The organism is Kitasatospora sp. NPDC001132, from assembly GCF_053598415.1.
The window spans coordinates 68122-92895 of sequence record NZ_JBSFKF010000012.1; the positions used below are offsets into that span (position 1 = coordinate 68122).

Consider the following 24774-nt stretch of genomic DNA (forward strand, 5'->3'; position numbering starts at 1 on the left):
GCCCCGTGCCGGTGGGGCGGCTCCTTCTTTCGAATGCGTGTACGCAGTACGTCAAGGCCTACGAAACCGGGGCCGTCCGGGGCGGCGGGCCCCGGGCCGGGGTGCGCGGACCCCGGCGGGCGCGGCCGCCGGAACACGCCGACGCCCGGCGCCGGGGCCGGCCACCCGTGAGGATGACCGGCCCCGGCGCCGGGCGTCTGTGGTGCTGGGGACTGCTCCGGTGGGAGCAGAACCGTTTCACCGGCCCCGAGGCCGCGTCGTGCGCGGCTGAGTCCGCTGCCGTGCCCCCGAGTAGGACGGCTGCGATGGCGGCAGGGGCTGCGGCCCCGCCGACAGCGGGGCGTGACCGCCTCCGGACGGAGTCAGCTTTCGGCGAGGATGTGGGACAGCTCCCGGTCGAGGTCGAAGTGACGGTGTTCGGTGCCGGGGGGCACCGCGGCGTCCGTCCGCTTGAGGAACGACTCAAGCGCCCGGGCCGGGGCCTCCAGCAGGGCTTCTCCTTCCGGAGAGCTCAGGGCGATGCAGACCACCCCTTGCCCGTGGCTCCGCGACGGCCACACCCGGACGTCGCCGGTACCAGTGGGTCGGTGCAGCCCCTCCGCGAGGAGATCTCGGGCGAACACCCACTCCACGGTCTCGTCGGCGCCCGTGTGGAACGTGGCGTGCACGGCGTAGGGGTCGGCAGTGTCGTAGCGCAGGCCCGCTGGGACGGGCAGTGAGGACTCGCTGGACACGATGAGGCGCAGGTGCAGCTCGCAGCTGACCGTGGTGTTCATAAGCGCCATGGCCTTTCGCTCAGTGTGCGCTCGGGGAATCGCACGTCGGCGAACGGACCATCCCACCTCCAAGACCGATGTAAACCCCTCTGTCCCGATTCGGGCGCGAGTCGTACCCCTTACGGCGCATTGCGGAATCGCTCCGCGGCGGCCGGGTCGGGCAATACCCGGGCGCTACTTGGTTAGTTTCCTGGCATGACTGTGCGAAACGACAAGACCGGCGGGAACGCGAGAACGGGTGAAGCGGCCGAGGCTGTTGACGCGGCCGTCGACGGTGGGCGGGCGGTCGGTTCGAGGGCCCCGGCCTTCGTCCGCCGCTCGCCGGCGCTGCACCGGATCTGGCAGGTGGCGATCTTCCTGGCCGGCCTCGCGGTGGTGGTGCTCGGGCTGGTCATGCTGCCGCTGCCCGGCCCCGGCTGGCTGGTGATCTTCCTCGGCATGGGGATCTGGGCCACCGAGTTCGCCTGGGCCCAGCTGGCCCTGCGCTGGACCCGCCGCAAGGTCGCCGAGGCCGCCCAGCGGGCCATGGACCCCAGGGTGCGCCGCCGCAACCTGACGCTCACCGCGATCGGACTGGCCGCCCTCGTCGGGGTGGGCGGCTGGTACTTCGCCCGCTACGGCCTGGCCGTCCCCTGGCAGCTCGACGAGAGCTGACCTGCCCGGGCGCGGGGCCTGGGGCCGGGAGAGTGGTCGGAGCACCCTCCGGGATGCGGTAATGTTTTCCCTGCACCCGGGCGATTAGCTCAGCGGGAGAGCACTTCGTTCACACCGAAGGGGTCACTGGTTCGATCCCAGTATCGCCCACCGGAATGCATTGTGATACGTGAGGCCCAGCCGATTATCGGCTGGGCCTCACGTGTATTTCCGGAATCCGCCTGAAGGGCCGTCGGTAATCGGCTGAGGCTCAGTCATCTTCCGTGCGGAGCGCGAGTTCTCGGCGGTGTCGGTGCCACCCGGAAGGGCGAGTTGTACGACCGGCCCCGAATGGTGCTACAGTTCTTCTCGTTGCCCGGGCGATTAGCTCAGCGGGAGAGCACTTCGTTCACACCGAAGGGGTCACTGGTTCGATCCCAGTATCGCCCACCGGACAGCACGCAGGCCCTGACCAGGAAACCGGTCAGGGCCTGCGGCGCGTTCCGGGCCCCGGACTCCGGGGCCGCCCGCTAGGCCGCCGCCTCGCACCCGTGCTCCGGCTCCAGCCGGCGCCCACAGCCGCACCGGGCCGGCCGCAGCGGCCAGGACAGGTCCACCCGCTCCGGCGTCCCCGAGCGGTCGAACCAGTGCTGCAGCCCGCGCGCCTGCGCCGCGTGCCAGATCGCCTGCCGCAGGTGCAGCTCCGCCGCCGACAGCCCGCCCAGCGCCGCCGGGTAGCGGGCGCCTATCCGCCGGGTCAGCGCCAGCGCCGCCGTCGCGTCCGCCGCCGCGTCGTGCGCCCCGGCCAGCTCCACGCCGTAGTGGGCGCACAGGTCGGTCAGCGTCCGACGGCCCTTGCGGTAGCGGTCCACGTGCTTGTCCAGCACCCGGGGATCCAGCACCACCAGGCCCGCCGCGAGCCCGCCGGCCAGCGTCACCCCGTGATGGCGGCGCAGCTCCCGGTCCAGCAGCGTCAGGTCGTAGGGCGCGTTCATCACCACCACCGGGCGCCCGGCCCGCGCCTCGGCCGCCAACGCGCGGGTGACCTCCGCCACCACCGTGCCGGCCGGCCGACCGTGGGCGCGCACCTGCTCGTCGGTGATGCCGTGCACCGCGCGGGCGCCGTCCGGGATCGGAACCCCAGGATCGGCGAGCCAGGTCGTGGTCCGCGCCGGCGCCCCGGGCGCGAGCTGGACGACCAGGGCGGCCGAGACGATGCGGTCGTTCTCCACGTCCACGCCGGTCGTCTCGGTGTCGAAGGAGGCGAGCGGGCCGGTGTACCAGTGCTGCTGCATGACTGCCCCTCAGACGAGCGTTGCGCCCGGTTGATACCCGGCCCTGACGCCCCTTCAACCCGTTTGGCCCAAGCCCGGCCGGGGATCCTGCCCATGACCGTCCCGTTCGAATCGACTGCCCGTCCGGACCGGGACGGGCCCGGAACCGGGGGAGGCCACGGGGCGATGGCACCGACCCAGCCGCAGCCCGAGGAGACGGCGACGACGGCGGTACTGCGGGGGAACCTCGCCGTCACCGCCTGCATGGAGACCCTGCAGGTCGGCTATCTGCACGCGGTGGCCGCCGCGGCCGGCTGCTCGCTCTCCCAGCCCTTCCCGGACAACGGCATCGACTGGCACGTCAGCCACGGCTCCCGCGAGCACGAGGTGGACGACGAGGTCACCGTCAAGATCCAGCTCAAGGCCACCCAGCAGGTCGCGCCCGACCCGGCCGGGCCGTTCTTCAGCTTCACCCTGGACAACGACCACCTGCGCAAGCTCGCCCGGCCCCGGGTCGCGGTGCCGCGGATCCTGGTCGTGATGCTGCTGCCGCGCCGGGTCGACCACTGGCTGCGGGCCCGCCCGGACGCCCTGGAACTGCGGCACTGCTGCTACTGGGTCAACCTGGCCGGCCATCCCGTCACCGGGAAGCGGCGCACCAACGTCCGGCTGCCCACCGAGCGGGTCTTCGACGACCGCGCGCTCTGCGACATCATGGCCCGGGTCGGCGCGGGCGGCAGCCCGTGACGGCCCGGCCCCGGCAGGGAGGAACCGGACCCATGACACCGCCGTACGGACCGGGCGAACCGGCCCCGCTCCTGCCCGACCCGGCCACCGTCGACCCGAAGGTCCTGGCGACCCTGCTCGCCCGGCACGGCTGGGTCCGCCGCGGCGGACCGGCCGCCCGCTACGGACGCTGGACCCCGCCCGACGGCGAACCCGGCACCAGCCTGCTCGTCCCGGCCGGGGACGGCTTCGACGACGCCGTCGAGCTCCTCACCGACGCCGTCACCGCGCTCTCCCGCTCCCGCACCCCCTCCGCCCGCTCCATCCTGCTCGCCCTCGCCGTCCCCGGCGACGAACTGTGCTGGCACCGCGAACCGCCCGGCCCCGACGGGACCACCGCCTGGGGCGAGGCCGAGCGGCTCCGGCGGGCGGCCCGCGGCATGCTCGCCGCCGGCGCCAAGGCCGCCCGCGCCAGGGCCGGCTACTTCGGCGCCCGGCTGGACGGCCCCGCCGGGGACCTCCTGGACCGCGTCCTGCTGGTCGAACAGGGCGCCGCCCTCACCGCCCACACCCCCGCCCCCGAGGGCCGCGCCGCCGTCACCACCCTGGTCCGCGCCCTGGAGGCGCTGCGCGACGCCGTGGACTACCGCCGGGTCAGCGGCGGGCCCGAGGTCTTCGAGAACGCCGTCCGGTCCGGGGTCAGCCGGGAGCTCGTCCAGTCCGTCGAGGAGTTGGTGCGCGACTCGACGGCAGCCCGGCTCAGCGTCTCCTGGTCACCCGCCGCCGGAACGCCGGGCGGCTTCGGGGACCGCCGGATCGACCTCGACTTCTCACCCGGTGACCTGCCCGCCCTGGTGGAGGCCGCCGACCTGCTGGAACGGATCGAACCCGCCGTCGCCGTCACCGTGCTCGGCGTCGTCACCCGGCTCAAGCGCGCCGACCCCACGGGCCCCGGCTCGGTACGGCTGCGAGTGCTGGCAGGCGCCGACGTCCGCGAACTCAAGCTCCGCCTGCCCGACCCCGACTACCGGCTCGCCGCCGAGGCCCACCTCGCGGGCCTGCCCCTGCGGGTCTCCGGCCGGCTGGACCGGCACGGCGGCTTCCGCCGGCTGACCCGCCCGCACGGACTGGAACTCCGCGGCTGGGAGGAAGGGGACCGCGAGCGGCTGTTGAAAGCGCTCGGGGAGACGGCGGAGGGAGGGGGAGAAGGGGCGTAGGTGGACGGCAGGGGCGGCGCTCTCGGTACCATCGTCACGCGCAGCGCAGTGTTGCGTCCTCTGAAATCCAGCACGTCAGGAGAGACCGGTGACGGACGTCCGGGTAATCATCAGCCGCGAACCCGATCGGGAAGAGCGCGTGGTGACGACGGGCACCACGGCCGCCGAGCTCTTCGCCGACGACCGCTCGATCATCGCCGCCCGCGTCGGCGGCCAGCTCAAGGACCTCGCCTACGTCCTCCAGGACGGCGAGGAGGTCGAGCCGGTCGCGATCGACAGCAAGGACGGCCTCGACATCCTGCGCCACTCCACCGCGCACGTCATGGCCCAGGCCGTGCAGCAGCTCTACCCCGAGGCCAAGCTGGGCATCGGCCCGCCGGTCAAGGACGGCTTCTACTACGACTTCGACGTCGAGAAGCCCTTCCACCCCGATGACCTCAAGGCCATCGAGAAGCGCATGCAGGAGATCATCAAGCGCGGGCAGAAGTTCTCCCGCCGCGTGGTCACCGACGAGTCCGCCCGCGAGGAGCTGGCGGCCGAGCCGTACAAGCTCGAGCTGATCGGCCTCAAGGGTTCCGCCGCCACCGCCGGCGAGGGCGCCGACGTCGAGGTCGGCGCCGGCGAGCTCACCATCTACGACAACCTGGACGCCAAGAGCGGCGAGCAGTGCTGGGGAGACCTCTGCCGCGGCCCGCACCTGCCCAGCACCCGGCACATCCCGGCGTTCAAGCTGATGCGCAACGCGGCCGCCTACTGGCGCGGCAGCGAGAAGAACCCGATGCTCCAGCGCATCTACGGCACCGCCTGGCCGACCAAGGACGAGCTCAAGGCCCACCTCGACTTCCTCGTCGAGGCCGAGAAGCGCGACCACCGCAAGCTCGGCAACGAGCTCGACCTCTTCTCCATCCCCGAGGAGATCGGTTCCGGCCTCGCCGTCTTCCACCCCAAGGGCGGCATCATCCGCCGCGCGATGGAGGACTACTCGCGCAAGCGGCACGAGGAGGAGGGCTACGAGTTCGTCTACACCCCGCACGCCACCAAGGGGAAGCTCTTCGAGAAGAGCGGCCACCTCGACTGGTACGCGGACGGCATGTACCCGCCCATGCAGCTCGACGAGGGCGTGGACTACTACCTCAAGCCGATGAACTGCCCGATGCACAACCTGATCTTCGACGCGCGCGGCCGCTCGTACCGTGAACTGCCGCTGCGCCTCTTCGAGTTCGGGACGGTGTACCGCTACGAGAAGTCGGGTGTGGTGCACGGCCTGACCCGTGCCCGCGGGTTCACGCAGGACGACGCCCACATCTACTGCACCCGCGAGCAGATGGCGGACGAGCTCGACTCGACGCTGACCTTCGTGCTCAACCTGCTCCGCGACTACGGTCTGACCGACTTCTACCTGGAGCTGTCGACCAAGGACGAGGAGAAGTTCGTCGGGTCGGACGAGACCTGGGAGGAGGCCACCCGCGTCCTCGCCGCCGTGGCCGAGAAGCAGGGGCTGCCGCTGGTTCCGGACCCGGGCGGCGCGGCCTTCTACGGCCCGAAGATCTCGGTCCAGGCGCGCGACGCCATCGGCCGGACTTGGCAGATGTCGACGATTCAGTTGGATTTCAACCTGCCCGAGCGCTTCGACCTGGAGTACACAGCGGCGGACGGCTCGCGGCAGCGGCCGGTCATGATCCACCGGGCGCTGTTCGGTTCGATCGAGCGGTTCTTCGCGGTGCTGCTGGAGCACTACGCCGGCGCCATGCCGCCGTGGCTGGCCCCGGTCACCGTGACCGGCATCCCGATCACCGACGAGCACGTGCCGTACCTGCTGGAGGTCGCGGCGAAGCTCAAGAAGCACGGGATCCGGGTCGAGGTCGACACCTCGGACGACCGCATGCAGAAGAAGATCAGGAACGCGCAGCGTTCCAAGACGCCGTACATGCTGATCGCTGGTAATGACGACGTCGAGGCCGGTGCCGTCTCCTTCCGCTACCGCAACGGCGAGCAGAAGAACGGCGTGCCGGTCGACGAGGCGATCGCCGAGATCGTGGATTCGGTGGAGCGTCGCATCCAGGTGTGACCTAGGCCCCGCCTGGGCGGGGGTGACCCGGACGCGATCGGGCGGACGTGGCAGATGCGGACGTGGGCCCCGCCCGGGCGGGGATGCGCGGGGCAGGCTCTTGAAGAGTCTGCCCCGCGCGGCTTTGCAAGCACCGTCGGGCGAATATGCTGATCAGCATGACGACTGAGCCGGAACTGCAGCGGGGCGTCGGTGAGCCGGACGGCTTCCGCCGCCTGTGGACCCCCCATCGGATGGCGTACATCCAGGGTGAGAACAAGCCCACCGGCCCGGCTCCGGACGACGGTTGTCCGTTCTGCTCGATCCCGTCGCTGAGCGACGAGGACGGTCTGGTCATCGCCCGGGGGAGCGCCGTGTTCGCGGTGCTGAACCTGTACCCGTACAACGGCGGGCACCTGATGGTGGTCCCGTACCGCCACGTGGCCGACTACACCGACCTGGACGAGGCCGAGACGGCCGAGCTGGCGGACTTCACCAAGAAGGCGATGACGGCGCTGCGGGCGGCCTCCGGGGCGCACGGGTTCAACATCGGGATGAACCAGGGCGCTGCGGCCGGGGCCGGGATCGCGGCGCACCTGCACCAGCACGTGGTGCCGCGCTGGGGCGGGGACACCAACTTCATGCCGGTGGTCGGCCACACCAAGGTGCTGCCGCAGCTGCTGGCGGACACCCGGAAGATGCTGGCCGAGGTCTGGCCGCAGGGCTGAGCCCCGGCGACGCGTGCGAGAGGGCCCCACCGGGATGCTCGGTGGGGCCCTCTCGCGTGCTCGGCGCCGGGTCAGCCGGCGTTGAAGGTGTCCACGTCGTACGGGCGCGGGCTCTGCGCCTCGGACTTGATGATCGAGGTGCGGTTCTTGAAGAAGCGGTCGGCGTCCAGGTCGTGCTCCTCCAGGAACTCCAGCGTGGCCGCGTGGACGGCGGCGAGCACCGGGACGGAGGCGTTCTGGGCGTTGTCGACCATGGAGCGGTTCTCCCAGGCCCGGCCGACCCAGATGTGCCGCAGCCCGAAGGGCTCGGGCAGCCCGAGCCCGCCGCCGAGCCAGCCGAGCAGGCCGGGCATCCGGTAGAAGGGGGCGCGGACGGCCTGGCGGACGACCTCGTCGTTGTCGATCAGGGGGAGCTTGACGGTGCGCTCCTCCCAGAACTTCACGGTCTTGGCGACCGACTTCTCCTTGTCCTTGGGCTTGTCGAAGAAGACGCCCTTGACCGGACCGAGCGCGTAGCCGGACACCGTGATGTTGAGGACGTTGGCGAGCAGGGTGACGGTGACGGTGAAGGTGAGGACCAGCTTGCCGTCGTGGGTGATGAACTGGGTGGCGAGGTAGTGCCGGGGGCCGCCTGAGAAGGTCTGCTTGTCGGCGACGCTCTGCACGGCGAAGTCGCGCATCCGGTCGCCGTCCATGTCGGCGTTGCCGGGGCGGCTGATCTCGTCGGCGCCCTCGCCGATGTCGAAGACCACCCACTGCTTGATGGCGACGTTGGGCATGCCGCTGTTGGCGACGTGGCTGACGCCGAGGCCCTTGAGGTGGGAGGAGATCCGGCGGACCAGGTCCCAGGGGTGGAAGGCGCGGAAGTCGGCGTGGCCGTCGGCGGGGTGGAGGGTGTCGGCGAGGCGCCACTCGCCCCAGCGGCGGCCGGCACCGAGGATGCCCTTGGGGCCGGCGTAGTGGTGGATGTTGGTCTCCTGCTCGGCGTCCAGGCGGCCGAGCTTGTCGCGCAGGTCGGTGGCCTTCTTGTCGAGGTCGTCGCGGGGGACGGCCTTGGCGACGGAGGCGGCCACCACGCTGCCCTCGACCAGCGCCTGCCAGCGGGAGCGCAGGTCCTTGGCGGAGCGCTCGACGATCCGGCGGGCGAGGTACCAGCCGATGACCGGCGCGAGCATGGTGACGCGCAGGTAGATGCCGAGGTAGCCGGCGGCCGGTGGGCGCAGCAGGAGCAGGACGGCGAGGGCGGCGGTCGCGGCGAGCACGATGCCGCCGTAGACGGCCGCGTTCTTCGGGTTGTCCCGCTTGAGCCAGGCGCGGAGCTGGAAGGCGCCGAGCCAGATCAGGGTGCCGGGGAGGAAGAGCACGCCGGTGACGACGGAGACGGTGCTGAGCTGCCGGTCGCGGGTGTTGCGCAGTTCCTCGGCGGCCAGGCAGTGTTCGACGACCTGGCGGGTGTCGACTCCGAAGGCCGGGACGAGGGGTTTGCGGCCGCCGCCCAGGGCGCGGGAGATCAGCGCCTTGCTGAAGGCCTCGCCGAGGTTGGGGCGGAAGAGCGCGAAGCGGCCCTTCTTCTCCGTGGCGTCGGTGACGGCGCCGACGAAGGCGCCGACCTCGCCGTCGCGGTAGGCGGTCGAGGAGAGTCCCTGGGTGATGGCTGTCTGCGGGCCGGCGTCGGTCCGGGGTATCTGCGCACCCGGGGTCATGTCGAGTGTGGTCACGGTGGCGTCCCCTCCTCCCCTTGTCAGCGGCAGGTTACCGTGCCGTGGCACCCCCGCGCGGATGATCGTCTGAAGTGCCGTCACCGGAGGCCTGAGGGGCATGATGCCCAGCTTCGGGCGGGTCGATACCCGCCGGGGTGCCCCTGGTGGCGGTGGGGCAGGATGGACGGTGGAGCAAGGGAAGGGGAACGGCCGTGAAGGATCCGGTGCTGGTCTTCGACGGGGACTGTTCGTTCTGTTCGTCCTGCGTGCGCTGGGCGGAGCGGTACCTGCGGCAGACGCTGGCCTCGGGGGGCTGGGAGGCGGTGCCGTTCCAGTTCGCGGACCTGGCGGGGCTGGACGGGCTCGCCGGCGGCCGGGGCGAGGTGTCGGCCGAGCGGGCGGAGCGCGAGGTGCTCTGGGTGACGCCGACCGGTCGGGTGTACGGGGGCGCGCAGGCGGTTGCGCGGCTGCTGATGCGCTCCGGCGGGGCGTGGGCGTATCTGGGCGCCGTGTTGACGGCGGCGCCGGTGCGGCCGCTGGCGGGCCTGGCGTACCGCTGGGTGGCGCGCAACCGGCACCGGATGCCGGGGGGTACGGCGGCCTGCGCGCTGCCGGTCCGGAAGCCCGCCCAGCCGTAGGGCCGTCGGACCGCGGGGGCGGTCGTCAGTCGGTGTAGCGCTCGGCCAGGGCGGCGGGCATGGGTTCGTGGCGCAGGTAGGCGCGGGAGAACTCGGCGGTGCCGTGGGTGAGCGAGCGCAGGTCGATCGGGTAGCGGACGAGTTCGAGTTCGGGGACCTCGGCGCGCAGCAGGGTGAGCCCGGTGCCGCCGGTCTCGGTGCCGAGGACGCGGCCGCGCCGGGCGGAGAGGTCGCCGAGGACGGCGCCGAGGTAGTCGTCGGGCAGCAGGACGCTGACGGCGGCGACGGGTTCGAGCAGGCGGATGACGGCGTGCTCGGCGGCGTCCCGCAGGGCGAGGGCGGCGGCGTTCTGGAAGGACGCGTCGGAGGAGTCGACGGAGTGGGCCTTGCCGTCGGTGAGGGTGACCCGGACGTCGACGAGCGGGTAGCCCGTGGTGACGCCCTTGGCGAGCTGGGCGCGGACGCCCTTCTCGACGGAGGGGATGAAGTGCTTGGGGACGGCGCCGCCGACGACGTGTTCCTGGAACTCGAAGCCGGAGCCGGCCGGGAGGGGTTCGACCTCGAGGTCGCAGATGGCGTACTGGCCGTGGCCGCCGGACTGCTTGACCAGGCGGCCGTGGCCGGCGGCGGCGGTGCCGAAGGTCTCGCGCAGGGCGACCTTGGGCTCGACGGTGTCGACGTGGACGCCGTGGCGGGTGCGGAGGCGGTCGAGGACGACGTCGGCGTGGGCTTCGCCGGTGCACCAGAGGACGAGCTGGTGGGTGTCGGGGCTCTGTTCCAGGCGTAGGGCCGGGTCTTCGGCGGTGAGGCGGGCGAGGGCCTGGGAGAGCTTGTCGTCGTCGGCCTTGCTGTGGGCTTCGATGGCGATCGGCAGCAGCGGCTCGGGGAGGCGCCAGCCCTCGAGGTCGACGGGGTGGCCGGGGTCGTGGATGGTGTCGCCGGCGCGGGCGGTGGTGAGTTTGGCGGCGCAGACGAGGTCGCCGGCGACGGCGTGCGGGACGGGGCGCTGGAGTTTGCCGAAGGGGCTGGTGAGGGCGGTGACCCGTTCGTCGCCGTCCTGGTCGGCGGTGTGGGCGGGGCCGACGAGGTGGATCCTGGTGTCGGGGCGCAGGGTGCCGGCGTAGAGGCGCAGCAGGCTGATCCGGCCGACGTAGGCGTCGCCGGTGACGCGGACGACCTGGGCGGCGAGCGGGGCGTCGGGGTCGCACGCGGGGGCGGGGCGGGTGCGTTCGGTGGGGTCGGGGAAGGTGTGGGCGATGAGGTCGAGGAGTTCGGCTGCGCCGAGTCCGTTCTCGCTGGTGGGGACGGCGGGGTGGAGGGCGCAGGAGAGGACTTCGCGCCGCAGGCCGGCCTCGAGGGAGTCGGTGTCGAGGGGGTCGCCGGAGAGGTAGCGCTCCATGAGGGTGTCGTCCTGGCCGGAGATGGCTTCGACGAGGCTGTCGTGGGCGGGGGCGGTGTCGGGCAGGGGGTCGGCGGCGCCGTAGGTGTCGCCGGTGAGGAGGTCGACGCTGCCGTCGGGGTGTCCGTCGTGGTGGACGGGCAGGAAGAGCGGGCGGAGGGTGTCGGGGCCCAGTTCGAAGGCGTCGTGGCAGGCGGTGAGGATGTCGTCGAAGCCGGTGCGGGCGAGGTCGAGTTTGGCGACGGCGATGGCGCGGGGGATGCCCTCGGCGGCGCATTCGCGCCACAGGGCGCGGGTGGGGGCGGTGACCGGGTCGGTGGCGGAGACGACGAAGACGGCGGCGTCGGCGGCGTGCAGGGCGGCGCGCAGGTCGGCGGTGAAGTCGGGGTGGCCGGGCGGGTCGATCAGGTTGATCTTGACGCCCTTCCACTCGAGGGGGAGGAGCGAGAGCTGGACGGAGCGCTGCTGCTGGTGCTCGATGTCCTCGTGGTCGGAGACGGTGGTGCCGTCGGTGACGCGGCCGGCACGGCCGGTGGCGCCGGCGGCGAGCGCGAGCGATTCGGCGAGGGTGGTCTTGCCCACACCACTGGGGCCGATGAGGACGACGTTGCGCAGGTCCTTCGGGCCGGTGACGGCGGGTGCCTGGCCGGCTCGTGCCGTGCTGCGGTCGGGCATCGGGGTCTCCTCCCGTGGCGCCGAGGCTGTCCTTCGCAGTCTAGGGGCGGGTGTCGCCGGTGGCGCGTGCCGTACGGCCGGTCGGGTGCGGACGGGCGGGTGCCGTACGGCCGGCCGGTGACCGGACGTGTGCGTGCGGTGGGCGGGGGTGGCGTCCGGCGGTGCGTGCGCCGGAGCGTGTCCTCGGCGTGGCTACGATGGGTGCGCCGGACGGGCTGATCCGCCCGGCCGTCTGCCGCGCGTGCTGCGCCAGGCGGGTATCTGGGAGATCGGAGCGGCTGGGAAGGCCATGCTCAACAAATACGCGCGTGGCTTCTTCACACGTGTCCTGACCCCGTTCGCCGCGTTCCTGATCCGCCTGGGCGTGAGCCCGGACGCGGTGACGCTGATCGGTACCGCCGGTTCGGTGGCCGGTGCGCTGGTGTTCTTCCCCCGTGGGGAGTTCTTCTGGGGCACCATCACGATCACGGTGTTCATCTTCTCGGACCTGGTGGACGGGAACATGGCCCGCCAGCTGGGCCGGAGCACGAAGTGGGGGGCGTTCCTCGACTCCACCCTGGACCGGGTCGCCGATGCGGCGATCTTCGGCGGTCTGGCGATGTGGTACGCGGGCAAGGGGGACGACGACCTGCTCTGCGCGGTGGCGATCTTCTGCCTGGCGAGCGGTCTGGTGGTGTCGTACACGAAGGCGCGGGCGGAGAGCCAGGGCCTGCCGTGTGACGTGTCCGGGCTGGTGGAGCGGGCCGAGCGGCTGGTGGCCAGCCTGGTGGCGGCCGGGGTCGCGGGTCTGCACAAGTTCGGTGTGCCGTACGTGGAGTGGCTGCTGCCGGTGGCGCTGTGGCTGGTGGCGGCGGGGAGCCTGGTGACGGTGTTCCAGCGGATGCTGACGGTGCGCCGGGAGGCGTTCGAGGCCGACCGAGCGGCGGCCGGGAGCTGATGGGGGGCGTCCTGCGGTGACGGACCGACTGGTGTACTGGGCGTACGCGCTGGGGTGGGGGCTGTTGAAGCACCTGCCGGAGCGGGTGGCCCGGGGGCTGTTCGACCGGCTGGCGGACTACGCGTGGCGCAAGCGCGGCCGGCGGGTGCTGCAGTTGGAGGCGAATCTGCGCCGGGTCCGTCCCGGGCTGGACGGGGCCGCGCTGCGGGAGCTGTCCCGGGCGGGGATGCGCTCGTACATGCGGTACTGGATGGAGTCGTTCCGGCTGCCGGTGTGGAGCCGGGAGCGGGTGGCCAGGGACGTCCAGGTGGAGGGCTTCGAGCACCTGCGGGCGCAGCTGGAGGCCGGGCGGGGCGCGCTGATAGCGCTGCCGCACATGGGCAACTGGGACCTCGCGGGGGCCTGGGTGGCGCAGCAGGGCTATCCGTTCACCACGGTCGCGGAGCGGTTGAAGCCGGAGCGGCTGTTCGACCGGTTCGTGGCGTTCCGGGAGGGCCTGGGCATGGAGGTCCTGGCGCTGACCGGTGGTTCGGTGAACGTGATCGGGACCCTGGCGCGGCGGCTGCGCGAGGGCCGGCTGGTCTGCCTGGTCGGGGACCGGGACCTGTCGGAGGCGGGCATCGGGGTGTCGTTCTTCGGTGAGGAGACCCGGATGCCGGCCGGTCCCGCGGCGCTGTGCCAGCGGACCGGGGCGGCGCTGCTGCCGGTGACGCTCTGGTACGACGGCCCGGTGCTGCGGGCGCGGATCCACCCGGAGGTACCGGTGCCCGAGGAGGGCGACCGCAAGGAGCGCACCCGGGCGATGACCCAGGCGATGGCGCAGGTGTGGGAGCGGGGCATCCGCGAGCACCCGCAGGACTGGCACATGCTGCAGAGGTTCTGGCTCGCCGACCTGCCGGTCCGTGAGACGGTGAAGGCGGCGTCCGTGGAGCGTGTGGAGGCGGCCGCGGAGCCCGCGGCCGAGGCCTCCGGGTCCTGAGCCGTCCCGCCGTCCCCGCCCGCACGACCGTCCGAAGGAGCTTGAGGAACCCGTGAAGATCGGCATCGTCTGCCCGTACGACTGGGACGTCCCCGGTGGGGTGCAGTTCCACATCCGGGACCTGGCCGAGCACCTGATCGGTCTGGGGCACGAGGTGTCGGTGCTGGCGCCGGCCGAGGACGACGAGGCGCTGCCGCCGTACGTGGTCCCGGCGGGGCGGTCGGTGGCGGTGCCGTACAACGGGTCGGTGGCGCGGCTGAGCTTCGGGATCCTGTCGGCGGCGCGGGTGCGGCGCTGGCTGCACGACGGGCGGTTCGACATCCTGCACGTGCACGAGCCGGCCGCGCCGAGCCTGTCGATGCTGGCCGCGTGGTCGGCGACCGGGCCGATGGTGGGGACGTTCCACACGTCCAATCCGCGGTCGCGGGTGATGATCGCGGCCTCGCCGATCCTCCAGCCGGGGCTGGAGAAGATGCGGGCCCGGATCGCGGTGTCGGAGTACGCCCGGCGGACGCTGGTGGAACACCTGGGCGGGGACGCGGTGGTGATCCCGAACGGCGTGGACGTGGGTTTCTTCGCGGAGGCGGAGCCGGACGAGCGCTGGACCGGCGGCGCGGCGAAGGGGGAGCCGGGCACGATCGGCTTCATCGGCCGGATCAACGAGCCGCGCAAGGGCCTGCCGACGCTGCTGGCGGCGCTGCCGAGGATCCTGGCGGAGCGGCCGGGGGTGCGGCTGCTGGTGGCGGGCAAGGGCGACGAGGAGGAGGCCGTCGCGGGCCTGGCGCCCGAGGTGCGCGCGCAGGTGGAGTTCCTCGGCATGGTGAGCGACCGGGACAAGGCGCGGCTGCTGCGCAGCGTGGACCTGTACGTGGCACCGAACACCGGTGGCGAGAGCTTCGGGATCATCCTGGTCGAGGCGATGTCGGCGGGCGCGCCGGTGCTGGCGAGCGACCTGGACGCGTTCAAGCAGGTGCTGGACGGCGGGGACGCGGGGGAGCTGTTCCCGGTGGAGGACGCGGACGCGCTGGCCCGTACGGCGCTGCGGCTGCTGGGTGATCCGGCGCGGCTGGAGGAGCTGCGGGAGGCGGCGTCGCGGCACGTGCGGCGGTTCGACTGGTCGACGGTGGGCGCGGACATCCTGGCGGTGTACGAGACGGTGACGGCCGGCGAGGCGGCGGTGGTCGAGGAGGACGTGCGCAGCGGTAGGCGCGGCCGGTTCGGGCTGGCACGGGACTGATCCCCGCGGACGGGTCCGGGTGTCGGTGGGGTTAGGGTCGGGCGTCCGTACCACTGCGATCCACGGGGGCGACGATGCCGCAGATCTCCGTCGACTACTCGGCCGACCTGGCCGGCACCTTCGACCGCCGGGGCCTGGGCCTGGCGATCAACCGGCTGGCGGAGGCGACGATCGACGCGAAGCCGGAGTCCTGCAAGACGGTGTTCCGGCAGAGCGAGGTGCTGGTGGTGGGCACCGGCGGGGCGGCCGCCGACACCCAGGTGTTCGTGGAGTTCCAGATCTTCCCCGGCCGTACGCCGGAGGCGAAGGCCGCGCTGAGCGAGGGCGTGCTGGCGCTGCTGGCGCAGTACGTCCGGCCGAAGCCGGGCACCCGGCTGTTCACGGCGGTGAACATCGCGGACATCGACCGTGAGAGCTACCGGAACGCGACCGCCCGGGGCTGAACCGGTGACACCCGGTAACGTAGCGGCCCGTGACTACCTGGATCTGGGCCGGCGTGGCCGTGGTGCTGTTCGGCATGTACCTGAGTTGGACGGCCGGTCGGCTGGACCGGTTGCACGCCCGGATCGACGCCGCGCGGGCGGCGCTGGACGCGCAGCTCGTGCGCCGGGCGTCGGTGGCGATGGAGCTGGCGACGTCCTCGCTGCTGGATCCGGCGGCCTCGCTGCTGCTGTTGGACGCGGCGCACGCGGCCCGGCAGGCCGAGGACGAGCAGCGCGAGGTGGCGGAGAGCCAGTTGAGCCTGGCGCTGCGGGCGGTGTTCGAGGAGCCGGAGCAGATGGCGGCGCTGATGGCCGAGCCGGGCGGTGGGGACGCGGTTCGTGACCTGACGGCCGCGGTGCGGCGGGTGCCGATGGCCCGTCGGTTCCACAACGACGCGGTGCGGGCGGCGCGGGCGGTGCGCGAGCACCGTCTGGTGCGGTACTTCCGGCTGGCGGGGAAGGCGCCGTTCCCACTGGCGTTCGAGATGGACGACGCTCCGCCGCCCGCTCTCACGCCCGAAGGAGCGCCCGCTTAGGGTGTCCCCCGGATACGGCCTGATTGTCGTGTCCCGTCGTCCGGGCTGGACTTGGTGGCGCATGGAGGCGTCACCCGTTCTGCCTACCATAGGGCGATAGCACTGATTCATCTTCGAGTGAGGTCTCACGTGTCCACCACCCCCACCACCGCAGACCAGCCGCAGATCGGCACCGCCCGCGTGAAGCGCGGCATGGCCGAGCAGCTCAAGGGCGGTGTGATCATGGACGTGGTCAACGCCGAGCAGGCCAAGATCGCCGAGGACGCCGGCGCGGTCGCCGTCATGGCCCTGGAGCGGGTCCCGGCGGACATCCGCAAGGACGGCGGCGTGGCTCGCATGTCCGACCCGAACATGATCGAGGAGATCATCGAGGCGGTCTCCATCCCGGTGATGGCCAAGTCCCGCATCGGCCACTTCGTCGAGGCGCAGGTGCTCCAGTCGCTGGGCGTCGACTACATCGACGAGTCCGAGGTCCTGACCCCGGCCGACGAGGTCAACCACTCGGACAAGTGGGCCTTCACCACCCCCTTCGTCTGCGGCGCCACCAACCTGGGCGAGGCCCTGCGCCGCATCGCCGAGGGCGCGGCCATGATCCGCTCGAAGGGCGAGGCCGGCACCGGCAACGTCGTCGAGGCCGTCCGCCACCTGCGCCAGATCAAGAACGAGATCGGCCACCTGCGCGCCCTGGACAACAACGAGCTGTACGCCGCCGCCAAGGAGCTGCGCGCCCCGTACGAGCTGGTCAAGGAGGTCGCCGAGCTCGGCAAGCTGCCGGTCGTGCTGTTCTCCGCCGGTGGCGTGGCCACCCCGGCCGACGCCGCGCTGATGCGCCAGCTGGGCGCCGAGGGCGTCTTCGTCGGCTCCGGCATCTTCAAGTCGGGCGACCCGGCCAAGCGCGCCGCCGCCATCGTCAAGGCCACCACGTTCTTCGACGACCCGAAGGTCATCGCGGACGCCTCCCGCAACCTGGGCGAGGCCATGGTCGGCATCAACTGCGACACCCTGCCGGAGACCGAGCGCTACGCCAACCGCGGCTGGTAGTCACCGGCAGTTTCCGGGCCGGCCCGCCGCAGCGCCTCGGTGCGCGGCGGGCCGCGCCACGTAGTCCGTCGTAACGATCGATAGAGGTTGAAGACCGTGAGCACTCCTGTCATCGGCGTCCTCGCCCTCCAGGGCGACGTCCGCGAGCACCTGGTGGCGCTGGCCGAGGCCGACGCGCTCGCCCGTCCGGTGCGCCGCGCCGAGGAGCTGGCCGAGGTCGACGCGCTGGTGATCCCCGGCGGGGAATCCACCACCATGTCCAAGCTGGCCCTGCTGTTCGGCGTGATGGAGCCGCTGCGCGAGCGGGTCGCCGCCGGGATGCCGGTCTACGGCACCTGCGCGGGCATGATCATGCTGGCGGACAAGATCCTGGACGGCCGCGAGGACCAGGAGACCGTCGGTGGCATCGACATGACGGTGCGCCGCAACGCCTTCGGCCGTCAGAACGAGTCCTTCGAGTCCGGGATCGACTTCGCCGGCCTGGACGACGCGCCGGTGCACGGCGTCTTCATCCGCGCCCCCTGGGTCGAGTCGGTCGGCACGGGCGTCAGGGTCCTGGCCGAGCTGCCCGCCGCGGACGGCCCGGACAGCCGGATCGTGGCGGTCCGCCAGGGCAACCTGCTGGCCACCTCCTTCCACCCGGAGCTGACCGGCGACCACCGGGTGCACGCGTACTTCGTGCGGATGGTCGAGGAGCACCTCTCCGCGGCCGCGCGCTGACCGTGTGCGTCTCACCGGTGGCGACACCGGTAAGATCTCATCTGTTCATTTCCCTTTGGCGACGTAAAGGAGCTGGCGATGTCCGGCCACTCTAAGTGGGCTACCACCAAGCACAAGAAGGCCGTGATCGACGCCAAGCGCGGCAAGCTCTTCGCCAAGATGATCAAGAACATCGAGGTGGCGGCGCGCACCGGCGGCCCCGACCCGGCGGGCAACCCGACGCTCTACGACGCCATCCAGAAGGCGAAGAAGAGCTCGGTCCCGATCGACAACATCAACCGCGCCGTCAAGCGCGGTGGCGGCCTGGAGGCCGGCGGCGCCGACTACCAGACCATCATGTACGAGGGCTACGGCCCGAACGGCGTCGCGGTCCTGATCGAGTGCCTCACCGACAACCGCAACCGCGCCGCCTCCGACGTGCGCGTCGCGATGACCCGCAACGGCGGCTCGATGGCCGACCCGGGCTCGGTGTCGTACCTGTTCACCCGCAAGGGTGTCGTCATCGTCCCCAAGGCCGACGGCGTGGACGAGGACAAGCTGTTCGAGGTCGTCCTGGACCAGGAGCCCGAGGAGATCAACGACCTCGGCGACTCGTTCGAGATCGTCTCCGAGGCCTCGAAGATGGTCGCCGTGCGCACCGCGCTGGTCGACGCCGGCGTCGACTACGACTCGGCCGAGGCGAACTTCCTGCCCAGCATGCAGGTCGAGCTGGACGTCGACGGCGCCCGCAAGATCCTGAAGCTGATCGACGCGCTCGAGGACAGCGACGACGTGCAGAACGTCTTCGCCAACTTCGACATCTCCGACGAGGTCGGTGCGCAGCTCGACGCCGAGTGACACGGCATCGATCGATCGACGGCGAGTGACCGTTCTCACTGCCCGGCCCGGTGGTCCCTGGACCACCGGGCCGGTGTCGTCGGTCGGGTTGTCGGACCCGGGCGGTAGCCTGCGGGGGTCCTTCGAGTGGCGAGTGGCAGGGAGTCGGGGCGAGTGGTGCGGGTACTGGGCGTGGACCCGGGGCTGACCAGGTGCGGAGTCGGCGTGGTCGAGGGCGCGCCGGGCCGGCCGCTGCGGATGGCCGGCGTCGGCGTGGTGCGCACCCCCGCCGAGGCGGAGATCGGGCAGCGGCTGCTCCAGATCGAGCAGGGCCTGGAGGCCTGGCTGGACGAGCACCGGCCGGACCTGGTCGCCGTCGAGCGGGTCTTCGCCCAGCACAACGTCCGCACCGTGATGGGCACCGCCCAGGCCAGCGCGGTCGCGATGCTCTGCGCCACCCGGCGCGGCATACCCGTCACCCTGCACACCCCCAGTGAGGTCAAGGCCGCCGTCACCGGCTCGGGCCGGGCAGAGAAGGCGCAGGTCACCGCCATGGTGCAGCGCCTGCTGCGGCTGGACGCGCCGCCCAAGCCCGCCGACGCCGCCGACGCGCTGGCGCTGGCCATCTGCCACATCTGGCGCGGCGGGGCGAGCAACCGGCTGGAGGCCGCGGTCCGGGCCGCCCGCACCACCCCCCGCTCCACTCCTTCGAAAGGCACCGTTCGATGATCGCCTTCGTGCAAGGGCCCGTGGCGGCCGTCTCCTCCGGGATCGCGGTCGTCGAGGTGGGCGGCGTCGGCATGGCCGTGCAGTGCACCCCGAACACCCTGGCCGGGCTGCGGCTGGGCGAGCCGGTCCGGCTGGCCACCTCCCTGGTGGTCCGGGAGGACTCGCTGACGCTGTTCGGCTTCGCGGACGACGACGAGCGCGCCGTGTTCGAGATCCTCCAGGCGGCGCCCGGTGTCGGCCCCAAGCTGGCGCAGGCGATCCTCGGCGTGCACAGCCCCGACGCGCTGCGCGCCGCCATCGCGGCCGGCGACGAGAAGGCGCTGGTCGCCGTGCCGGGCATCGGCAAGGCCAAGGCGGCCAAGCTGCTGCTGGAGTACAAGGACAAGCTCGGCGCACCGCACGGCGCCGTCCCCGCCCAGAAGCCGATCGCCGCCGGTCCGGCGCCGTGGAGCGAGCAGCTGCACTCCGCGCTGACCGGCCTCGGCTACGCCCCGCGCGAGGCGGACGAGGCGGTCGCCGCCGTCACCCCGGAGGCCGAGGCGCAGCCGACGCCGGACGTCGGCGCCCTGCTCAGGCTCGCCCTGCGCGGCCTCAACCGCGCCCGCTGATCACCTGACGATCTGTCTGCTTGTCGACACTGGAGACTCTGGAGCCCGCGAGGATGTACGACTCGGAACCCGCCGACCGGCTGGTCACGGCCGCCGCCGACGGCGAGGACCAGGCGGTGGAGGCGGCGCTGCGCCCCAAGCTGCTGGACGAGTTCATCGGCCAGGAGCGGGTGCGCGAGCAGCTGTCGCTGGTGCTCCAGGCCGCCCGCAAGCGCGGCAGCGCGCCCGACCACGTGCTGCTGAGCGGCCCGCCCGGGCTCGGCAAGACCACCCTGTCCATGATCATCGCCGCCGAGCTGGGCGCCCCGATCCGGATCACCTCCGGCCCGGCCATCCAGCACGCGGGTGACCTCGCGGCGATCCTCTCCTCGCTCACCGAGGGCGAGGTGCTCTTCCTCGACGAGATCCACCGGATGTCCCGGCCGGCCGAGGAGATGCTCTACATGGCGATGGAGGACTTCCGGGTCGACGTGATCGTCGGCAAGGGACCGGGCGCCACCGCCATCCCGCTGGAGCTGCCGCCCTTCACCCTGGTCGGCGCCACCACCAGGGCCGGCCTGCTGCCGCCGCCGCTGCGCGACCGCTTCGGCTTCACCGGGCACATGGAGTTCTACGCCCCGGCCGAGCTCCAGCGGGTGGTGCACCGCTCGGCCGCGCTGCTGGACGTGGAGATAGACCCGGCCGGTGCGGCCGAGATCGCCGGGCGCTCGCGGGGCACCCCGCGCATCGCCAACCGGCTGCTGCGCCGGGTCCGCGACTACGCCCAGGTCCGGCACGACGGCCTGGTCAACGCCGAGATCGCCGCCCAGGCGCTGGACGTCTACGAGGTGGACGCCCGCGGGCTGGACCGGCTGGACCGCGCGGTGCTGGACGCGCTGCTGCGGCTGTTCGGCGGCGGTCCGGTCGGTTTGTCGACACTCGCCGTCGCCGTGGGGGAGGAGTCCGAGACGGTCGAGGAGGTCGCCGAGCCCTTCCTGGTCCGCGAGGGGCTGCTCGCCCGCACTCCGCGTGGTCGGATCGCCACCGCTGCCGCCTGGCAGCACCTCGGCCTGACTCCGCCGGTCCAGACCACTCGCAGAAGTGTTCCGGCGCAGTCGGAGCTGTTCCCCGCCGACGAAAGTTGACCGCCATCGGCTGAACGGGTGAGATCGGCGGGTCGGCTCCCGTCCGGTGCTCCCGAGGTGGCGCGGGGAGTGGCCCGGAGCGAAGTCCGGTGAAACTGTGCAGGCGGAGGGTCGCCACTTTCGGCGGCAGGATGCGATGCTTGGCGTTGTCCGATCGATTCGGGGTCGCCTAGACTCCGCCGGACCGCCCCTCTCACCTGACGGGCCGACCAATACCACACAGGCCGCCGGCCGGCGGCCCGTAAAGGACCCTGGCTGCAGTGAACCTCATCATCCTTCTCCTCCCGATCATCGCGATCGTGCTCATGTTCCGGTCGCAGAAGAAGCGCCAGCAGCAGATGCAGCAGATGCAGACGGCGCTGGAGCCCGGGGCGGGGGTGCGCACCATCGGTGGCCTGTACGCCCAGGTGAAGGCGGTCAACGAGGAGACCGTCGAGCTGGAGATCGCGCCCGGCGTGGTCACCCACTTCACCAAGAGCGCCGTCGCGGCCGTCCTGGACCCCCAGGAGTACGACGCGATCATCAACGGCCGCCCCGCCGATGACGAGCTGCCCGAGCCGGAGGCCGAGGACGCCGACGCCGCGCCGGTCGAGGACAAGCCGCTGACGCTCACCAAGGACAGCGCCGCGAAGGGCGATGCCGAGGGCGGGGCTCCCGAGAGCAAGTAGTACGGCCGGGCAACCCGCCCGGCCGCGCGGCATCCGCCGCGAGCCCACAGGACCTCAGGGCCGCAGAACCGCCGTACCCCCGTCCCGACTATCGCCGGCCGGGGGTACGGCCGGGAAAGTGGCATGGACAGGGAGAAACGAGCAAGGTGGCAACACCCAAGTCGCGCCCGCGCGACGGCTACCCAGGGCGGGCGCTGGCCCTCATCCTGGTCGTCACCGTCGGACTGGTCGCCCTCATGTTCGGGACGGGCACCACCAAGCCCCGGCTCGGGATCGATCTCGCCGGTGGCACCAGCATCACGCTGACCGCGAAGTCGTCCGATCCCAAGGCTCTCAACAAGTCCAACATGGACATCGCCGTCGGGATCATCGAGCGCCGCGTCAACGGCATGGGTGTCTCCGAGGCGGAGGTCCAGACCCAGGGCTCGGACACGATCATCGTGAACATCCCCAAGGGCGGTGACCGGCAGAACGCGGCGGACCAGGTGGGTACCACCGCGAAGCTGTTCTTCCGCCCGGTCCTGGCCGTTGCCCCCAGCGGCATCTCCGCACCGGAGCCGACCGGCACCCCGTCCGCGGCCGCCACCGGCACCCCGGGCGCCACGCCGGCCGCCACCCCCTCCGCCGGTGCCCAGTCCGCGGCCCCGAGCGCCACCAAGCAGGGCCGCCCCGCGAGCGAGGCGCTGGCCGCCGAGGGCGCCAGCCCGACCGCCGCCGCCACCGGTGCCGCCCCCGCCGCCACCGGCAGCGCGGCCCCGGCCGCCACCGGCGCCCCGAGCACCCCGGCCGTCCCGCAGACCCCGGCCGACATCAGCAACGCGATGACCCAGGGCACCGTGCCGCCCGAGCTGGCCGCCGCCTTCGCCGCCCTGGACTGCTCCAAGCCGGACGTCCGCGCCGCCCAGACCGGCGCCGAGGACAAGGCCGTCGTCGCCTGCTCCCAGAAGGCCGAGAACGGCTACTACGAGAAGCTGGCCCTCGGCCCCGCGGCCGTGAAGGGCGCGGACGTCTCCAAGGCCCAGGCCAGCATCGACACCCAGACGGGTGCCGGCTGGCAGGTCCAGCTGCAGTTCAACGGCACCGGCACCGACGCCTTCGCCAAGGTCACCGGCCAGCTGGCCGCCCAGGCCCCGCCGACCAACCAGTTCGCCATCGTGCTGGACAACCAGGTGGTCTCCCACCCGCAGGTCAACGGGCCGATCCCGGGTGGCAGCGCGGTCATCACCGGCCGCTTCAGCCAGGCCGAGGCACAGGACCTCGCCAACGTGCTGAGCTACGGCGCCCTGCCGCTGGAGTTCGCCAAGAGCGACATCACCACCGTCTCCCCGGCGCTCGGCAGCGACCAGCTCAAGGCCGGTCTGGTCGCCGGCCTGATCGGCATGGTCCTGGTGGTCGCCTACTCGCTGATCTACTACCGCGGCCTCGGCCTGGTCTCGATCGCCGGTCTGCTCGTCTCGGCGGCCCTGACCTACTCGATCATGAGCCTGCTCGGCAACGCGATCGGCTTCGCGCTGAACCTGCCGGCGGTCTGCGGTGCGATCGTCGCGATCGGCATCACCGCCGACTCCTTCATCGTGTACTTCGAGCGCATCCGCGACGAGGTCCGCGAGGGCGCCCCGCTGCGCCCGGCGGTCCAGCGGGCCTGGCCGCGCGCCCGGCGCACCATCCTGGTCTCGGACTTCGTGTCCTTCCTCTGTGCCGCCGTGCTCTACGTGGTCTCGGTCGGCAAGGTCCAGGGCTTCGCGTTCACCCTGGGTCTGACCACCCTGCTCGACGTGGTGGTGATCTTCCTCTTCACCAAGCCGCTGATCACGCTGCTGGCCCGCCGGAAGTTCTTCCTGAACGGCCACCCGTGGTCCGGCCTGGACCCGAAGCGGCTGGGCGCCCGCCCGCCGCTGCGCAGCAGCCGTCGCCGTAGCCCCTCCTCTGCCGCCGTGAAGGAGGCCTGACACCGTGTCACGCTTCTCCAACCTGGGCCACCGGCTCTACCAGGGCGAAGTCAGCTTCGACTTCGTCGGACGCCGTAAGCTCTGGTACTCCATCTCCGGCGTGATCGTGCTGGTCGCGGCGATCGGCCTGGCCATGGGCCTGCACCTGGGCATCGAGTTCAAGGGCGGCTCGGTCTACACCGTGGCCAAGCCCGGCCTGACGGTCTCCCAGGCGCAGGACACCGCCAACGGGGTCGTCTCCTCGCACCCGCTGGTGCAGTCGACCGACAGCGGCAAGATCCGCATCCAGGTCAGCACCGAGGAGCCGAAGAGCTCGGACGAGATCCGCTCCGAGCTCTCGCAGAAGCTCGGCGTGCCGCTGGACACCGTCGAGGCCCAGGTGATCGGCCCCAGCTGGGGCAAGCAGATCTCCCAGAAGGCGCTCACCGGCCTGATCGTCTTCATGGTCCTGGTGACGGTCTACCTGGCGATCGCCTTCGAGTGGCGGATGGCGGTCTCCGCCCTGGTCGCCCTCATCCACGACCTCCTGATCACCATCGGCGTGTACGCCCTGGTGGGCTTCGAGGTCACCCCGGGTACGGTGATCGGCTTCCTGACCATCCTCGGTTACTCGCTCTACGACACGGTCGTCGTCTTCGACACCGTGAAGGAGAACACCAAGGGGATCACCAAGCAGAACAAGCTCACCTACAGCGAGGCCGCCAACGCCGGCCTCAACCAGACCCTGGTGCGCTCGCTCAACACCACCGTGGTGGCGCTGCTGCCGGTCGCCGCGCTGCTGTTCATCGGTGGCGGCCTGCTGGGCGCCGGCACCCTGAACGACATCTCGCTCGCGCTGTTCATCGGCCTCGCGGCCGGTGCCTACTCCTCGATCTGCGTCGCCACCCCGCTGCTGGCGCAGCTCAAGGAGGAGCAGCCGGAGATGAAGGCGCTGCGCAAGCGGGTCCTGCAGCACCGGGCCGCCGCGGCCGCCAAGGCCGAGGCCGCGGACGGTGCCGAGGCGGACGGGGAGCCGACGGGCGAGGAGCAGCCTGCGGGTATGGTCGGACAGCGTGGCCGGTCGGCCGGCACCGCCCGTGCCAAGGGCCGTCCGTCCACCAAGCGCTGACCCCGGGCAGGACCCCGGGCCCCACCG

24 protein-coding genes and 2 tRNA genes are annotated in these 24774 nt (G+C 72.1%); 22 read left to right on the forward strand and 4 right to left on the reverse strand.

Annotated elements, in window-relative coordinates; all coding sequences use genetic code 11:
* Nucleotides 1-362: 362 nt before the first annotated feature.
* Nucleotides 363-776, reverse strand: coding sequence for an SsgA family sporulation/cell division regulator (locus ACWDBE_RS18460; protein WP_030056266.1), 414 nt, complete (start codon nt 774-776; stop codon nt 363-365).
* A 195-nt stretch (nt 777-971) separates the two neighbouring features.
* Between ACWDBE_RS18460 and ACWDBE_RS18465 the strand changes: the two genes are divergently transcribed.
* The 3 genes from ACWDBE_RS18465 (at nt 972) to ACWDBE_RS18475 (ending at nt 1859) form a co-directional block, all read left to right on the forward strand.
* Entirely contained in the window at nt 972-1430 is a 459-nt protein-coding gene (locus tag ACWDBE_RS18465) for a TIGR02611 family protein (RefSeq protein ID WP_449789512.1), read from the forward strand.
* Between the two features lie 78 nt (nt 1431-1508).
* Nucleotides 1509-1580: transfer RNA gene (locus ACWDBE_RS18470), tRNA-Val, on the forward strand.
* A gap of 207 nt (nt 1581-1787) precedes the next feature.
* Nucleotides 1788-1859 (forward strand) — tRNA-Val (locus tag ACWDBE_RS18475).
* Between the two features lie 80 nt (nt 1860-1939).
* Here ACWDBE_RS18475 and ACWDBE_RS18480 read toward each other — a convergent pair.
* The gene (locus tag ACWDBE_RS18480) at nt 1940-2704 is read right to left on the reverse strand and encodes an exonuclease domain-containing protein (RefSeq protein WP_449789511.1); all 765 of its coding nucleotides are present in this window, start codon (nt 2702-2704) and stop codon (nt 1940-1942) included.
* A gap of 165 nt (nt 2705-2869) precedes the next feature.
* Between ACWDBE_RS18480 and ACWDBE_RS18485 the strand changes: the two genes are divergently transcribed.
* From ACWDBE_RS18485 to ACWDBE_RS18500, 4 genes are all read left to right on the forward strand, one after another.
* A complete protein-coding gene (locus ACWDBE_RS18485) occupies nt 2870-3430 on the forward strand; it encodes a DUF4365 domain-containing protein (protein ID WP_449789510.1) in 561 nt (186 codons plus the stop codon).
* A 32-nt stretch (nt 3431-3462) separates the two neighbouring features.
* Nucleotides 3463-4626 (forward strand): hypothetical protein, encoded by a 1164-nt coding sequence (locus tag ACWDBE_RS18490; protein WP_449789509.1) that lies wholly within the window; start codon nt 3463-3465, stop codon nt 4624-4626.
* An 88-nt stretch (nt 4627-4714) separates the two neighbouring features.
* On the forward strand, nt 4715-6694 hold the full coding sequence (gene thrS / locus ACWDBE_RS18495; RefSeq protein WP_449789508.1) for a threonine--tRNA ligase: 1980 nt from the start codon (nt 4715-4717) through the stop codon (nt 6692-6694).
* 146 nt (nt 6695-6840) lie between these two features.
* Nucleotides 6841-7401 (forward strand): HIT family protein, encoded by a 561-nt coding sequence (locus ACWDBE_RS18500; RefSeq protein WP_097238679.1) that lies wholly within the window; start codon nt 6841-6843, stop codon nt 7399-7401.
* A 71-nt stretch (nt 7402-7472) separates the two neighbouring features.
* On the opposite strand, the gene ACWDBE_RS18505 is transcribed toward ACWDBE_RS18500, so the two are convergent.
* Nucleotides 7473-9119: a hypothetical protein gene (locus ACWDBE_RS18505; protein WP_449789507.1), complete on the reverse strand. Its 1647-nt coding sequence runs from the start codon at nt 9117-9119 to the stop codon at nt 7473-7475.
* A gap of 194 nt (nt 9120-9313) precedes the next feature.
* On the opposite strand from ACWDBE_RS18505, the gene ACWDBE_RS18510 reads away from it, so the two are divergent.
* Nucleotides 9314-9739 carry a thiol-disulfide oxidoreductase DCC family protein gene (locus ACWDBE_RS18510; RefSeq protein ID WP_449789506.1) on the forward strand — a complete coding sequence of 142 codons (426 nt, stop codon included), beginning with the start codon at nt 9314-9316 and terminating at the stop codon, nt 9737-9739.
* Nucleotides 9740-9764: 25 nt separating this feature from the next.
* On the opposite strand, the gene ACWDBE_RS18515 is transcribed toward ACWDBE_RS18510, so the two are convergent.
* Entirely contained in the window at nt 9765-11813 is a 2049-nt protein-coding gene (locus ACWDBE_RS18515; RefSeq protein ID WP_449789505.1) for an elongation factor G-like protein EF-G2, read from the reverse strand.
* Between the two features lie 289 nt (nt 11814-12102).
* Here ACWDBE_RS18515 and pgsA point away from each other — a divergent pair, with 289 nt between their 5' ends.
* The 14 genes from pgsA (at nt 12103) to secF (ending at nt 24747) form a co-directional block, all read left to right on the forward strand.
* Complete coding sequence (gene pgsA / locus ACWDBE_RS18520) at nt 12103-12750, forward strand: phosphatidylinositol phosphate synthase (RefSeq protein ID WP_449789504.1); 648 nt, start codon at nt 12103-12105, stop codon at nt 12748-12750.
* A 16-nt stretch (nt 12751-12766) separates the two neighbouring features.
* Nucleotides 12767-13729, forward strand: a complete 963-nt coding sequence (locus tag ACWDBE_RS18525; RefSeq protein ID WP_449808556.1) for a phosphatidylinositol mannoside acyltransferase — start codon at nt 12767-12769, stop codon at nt 13727-13729.
* Nucleotides 13730-13781: 52 nt separating this feature from the next.
* Nucleotides 13782-14966: a glycosyltransferase family 4 protein gene (locus tag ACWDBE_RS18530; protein ID WP_449789502.1), complete on the forward strand. Its 1185-nt coding sequence runs from the start codon at nt 13782-13784 to the stop codon at nt 14964-14966.
* A 74-nt stretch (nt 14967-15040) separates the two neighbouring features.
* Nucleotides 15041-15409 (forward strand): 5-carboxymethyl-2-hydroxymuconate Delta-isomerase, encoded by a 369-nt coding sequence (locus tag ACWDBE_RS18535; RefSeq protein WP_449789501.1) that lies wholly within the window; start codon nt 15041-15043, stop codon nt 15407-15409.
* 29 nt (nt 15410-15438) lie between these two features.
* Complete coding sequence (locus ACWDBE_RS18540) at nt 15439-15984, forward strand: hypothetical protein (RefSeq protein WP_449789500.1); 546 nt, start codon at nt 15439-15441, stop codon at nt 15982-15984.
* A gap of 117 nt (nt 15985-16101) precedes the next feature.
* Nucleotides 16102-17025: a pyridoxal 5'-phosphate synthase lyase subunit PdxS gene (pdxS, locus tag ACWDBE_RS18545; protein WP_449789499.1), complete on the forward strand. Its 924-nt coding sequence runs from the start codon at nt 16102-16104 to the stop codon at nt 17023-17025.
* 96 nt (nt 17026-17121) lie between these two features.
* Nucleotides 17122-17745 (forward strand): pyridoxal 5'-phosphate synthase glutaminase subunit PdxT, encoded by a 624-nt coding sequence (gene pdxT / locus ACWDBE_RS18550; protein WP_449789498.1) that lies wholly within the window; start codon nt 17122-17124, stop codon nt 17743-17745.
* Nucleotides 17746-17823: 78 nt separating this feature from the next.
* A complete protein-coding gene (locus ACWDBE_RS18555) occupies nt 17824-18582 on the forward strand; it encodes a YebC/PmpR family DNA-binding transcriptional regulator (RefSeq protein ID WP_049651428.1) in 759 nt (252 codons plus the stop codon).
* Between the two features lie 156 nt (nt 18583-18738).
* Complete coding sequence (ruvC, locus tag ACWDBE_RS18560; protein WP_449789566.1) at nt 18739-19290, forward strand: crossover junction endodeoxyribonuclease RuvC; 552 nt, start codon at nt 18739-18741, stop codon at nt 19288-19290.
* Entirely contained in the window at nt 19287-19898 is a 612-nt protein-coding gene (gene ruvA, locus ACWDBE_RS18565) for a Holliday junction branch migration protein RuvA (RefSeq protein ID WP_402405106.1), read from the forward strand. Before ruvC ends, ruvA begins: the two co-directional genes overlap by 4 nt.
* A gap of 53 nt (nt 19899-19951) precedes the next feature.
* Nucleotides 19952-21022, forward strand: coding sequence for a Holliday junction branch migration DNA helicase RuvB (ruvB, locus tag ACWDBE_RS18570; RefSeq protein WP_449789497.1), 1071 nt, complete (start codon nt 19952-19954; stop codon nt 21020-21022).
* A gap of 260 nt (nt 21023-21282) precedes the next feature.
* Nucleotides 21283-21690 (forward strand): preprotein translocase subunit YajC, encoded by a 408-nt coding sequence (gene yajC / locus ACWDBE_RS18575; protein WP_449789496.1) that lies wholly within the window; start codon nt 21283-21285, stop codon nt 21688-21690.
* A 146-nt stretch (nt 21691-21836) separates the two neighbouring features.
* Nucleotides 21837-23639, forward strand: coding sequence for a protein translocase subunit SecD (gene secD, locus ACWDBE_RS18580; protein ID WP_449808557.1), 1803 nt, complete (start codon nt 21837-21839; stop codon nt 23637-23639).
* A gap of 4 nt (nt 23640-23643) precedes the next feature.
* Nucleotides 23644-24747, forward strand: coding sequence for a protein translocase subunit SecF (gene secF / locus ACWDBE_RS18585; protein ID WP_449789494.1), 1104 nt, complete (start codon nt 23644-23646; stop codon nt 24745-24747).
* Nucleotides 24748-24774: the final 27 nt, after the last annotated feature.

Coding starts and splice junctions, on each gene's coding strand:
- ACWDBE_RS18460 (WP_030056266.1), bottom strand. CDS start 776: ATGAACACCACGGTCAGCTGCGAGCTGCACCTGCGCCTCATCGTGTCC.
- ACWDBE_RS18465 (WP_449789512.1), top strand. CDS start 972: ATGACTGTGCGAAACGACAAGACCGGCGGGAACGCGAGAACGGGTGAA.
- ACWDBE_RS18480 (WP_449789511.1), bottom strand. CDS start 2,704: ATGCAGCAGCACTGGTACACCGGCCCGCTCGCCTCCTTCGACACCGAG.
- ACWDBE_RS18485 (WP_449789510.1), top strand. CDS start 2,870: ATGGCACCGACCCAGCCGCAGCCCGAGGAGACGGCGACGACGGCGGTA.
- ACWDBE_RS18490 (WP_449789509.1), top strand. CDS start 3,463: ATGACACCGCCGTACGGACCGGGCGAACCGGCCCCGCTCCTGCCCGAC.
- ACWDBE_RS18500 (WP_097238679.1), top strand. CDS start 6,841: ATGCTGATCAGCATGACGACTGAGCCGGAACTGCAGCGGGGCGTCGGT.
- ACWDBE_RS18515 (WP_449789505.1), bottom strand. CDS start 11,813: ATGCCCGACCGCAGCACGGCACGAGCCGGCCAGGCACCCGCCGTCACC.
- pgsA (WP_449789504.1), top strand. CDS start 12,103: ATGCTCAACAAATACGCGCGTGGCTTCTTCACACGTGTCCTGACCCCG.
- ACWDBE_RS18535 (WP_449789501.1), top strand. CDS start 15,041: ATGCCGCAGATCTCCGTCGACTACTCGGCCGACCTGGCCGGCACCTTC.
- ACWDBE_RS18555 (WP_049651428.1), top strand. CDS start 17,824: ATGTCCGGCCACTCTAAGTGGGCTACCACCAAGCACAAGAAGGCCGTG.
- ruvA (WP_402405106.1), top strand. CDS start 19,287: ATGATCGCCTTCGTGCAAGGGCCCGTGGCGGCCGTCTCCTCCGGGATC.
- ruvB (WP_449789497.1), top strand. CDS start 19,952: ATGTACGACTCGGAACCCGCCGACCGGCTGGTCACGGCCGCCGCCGAC.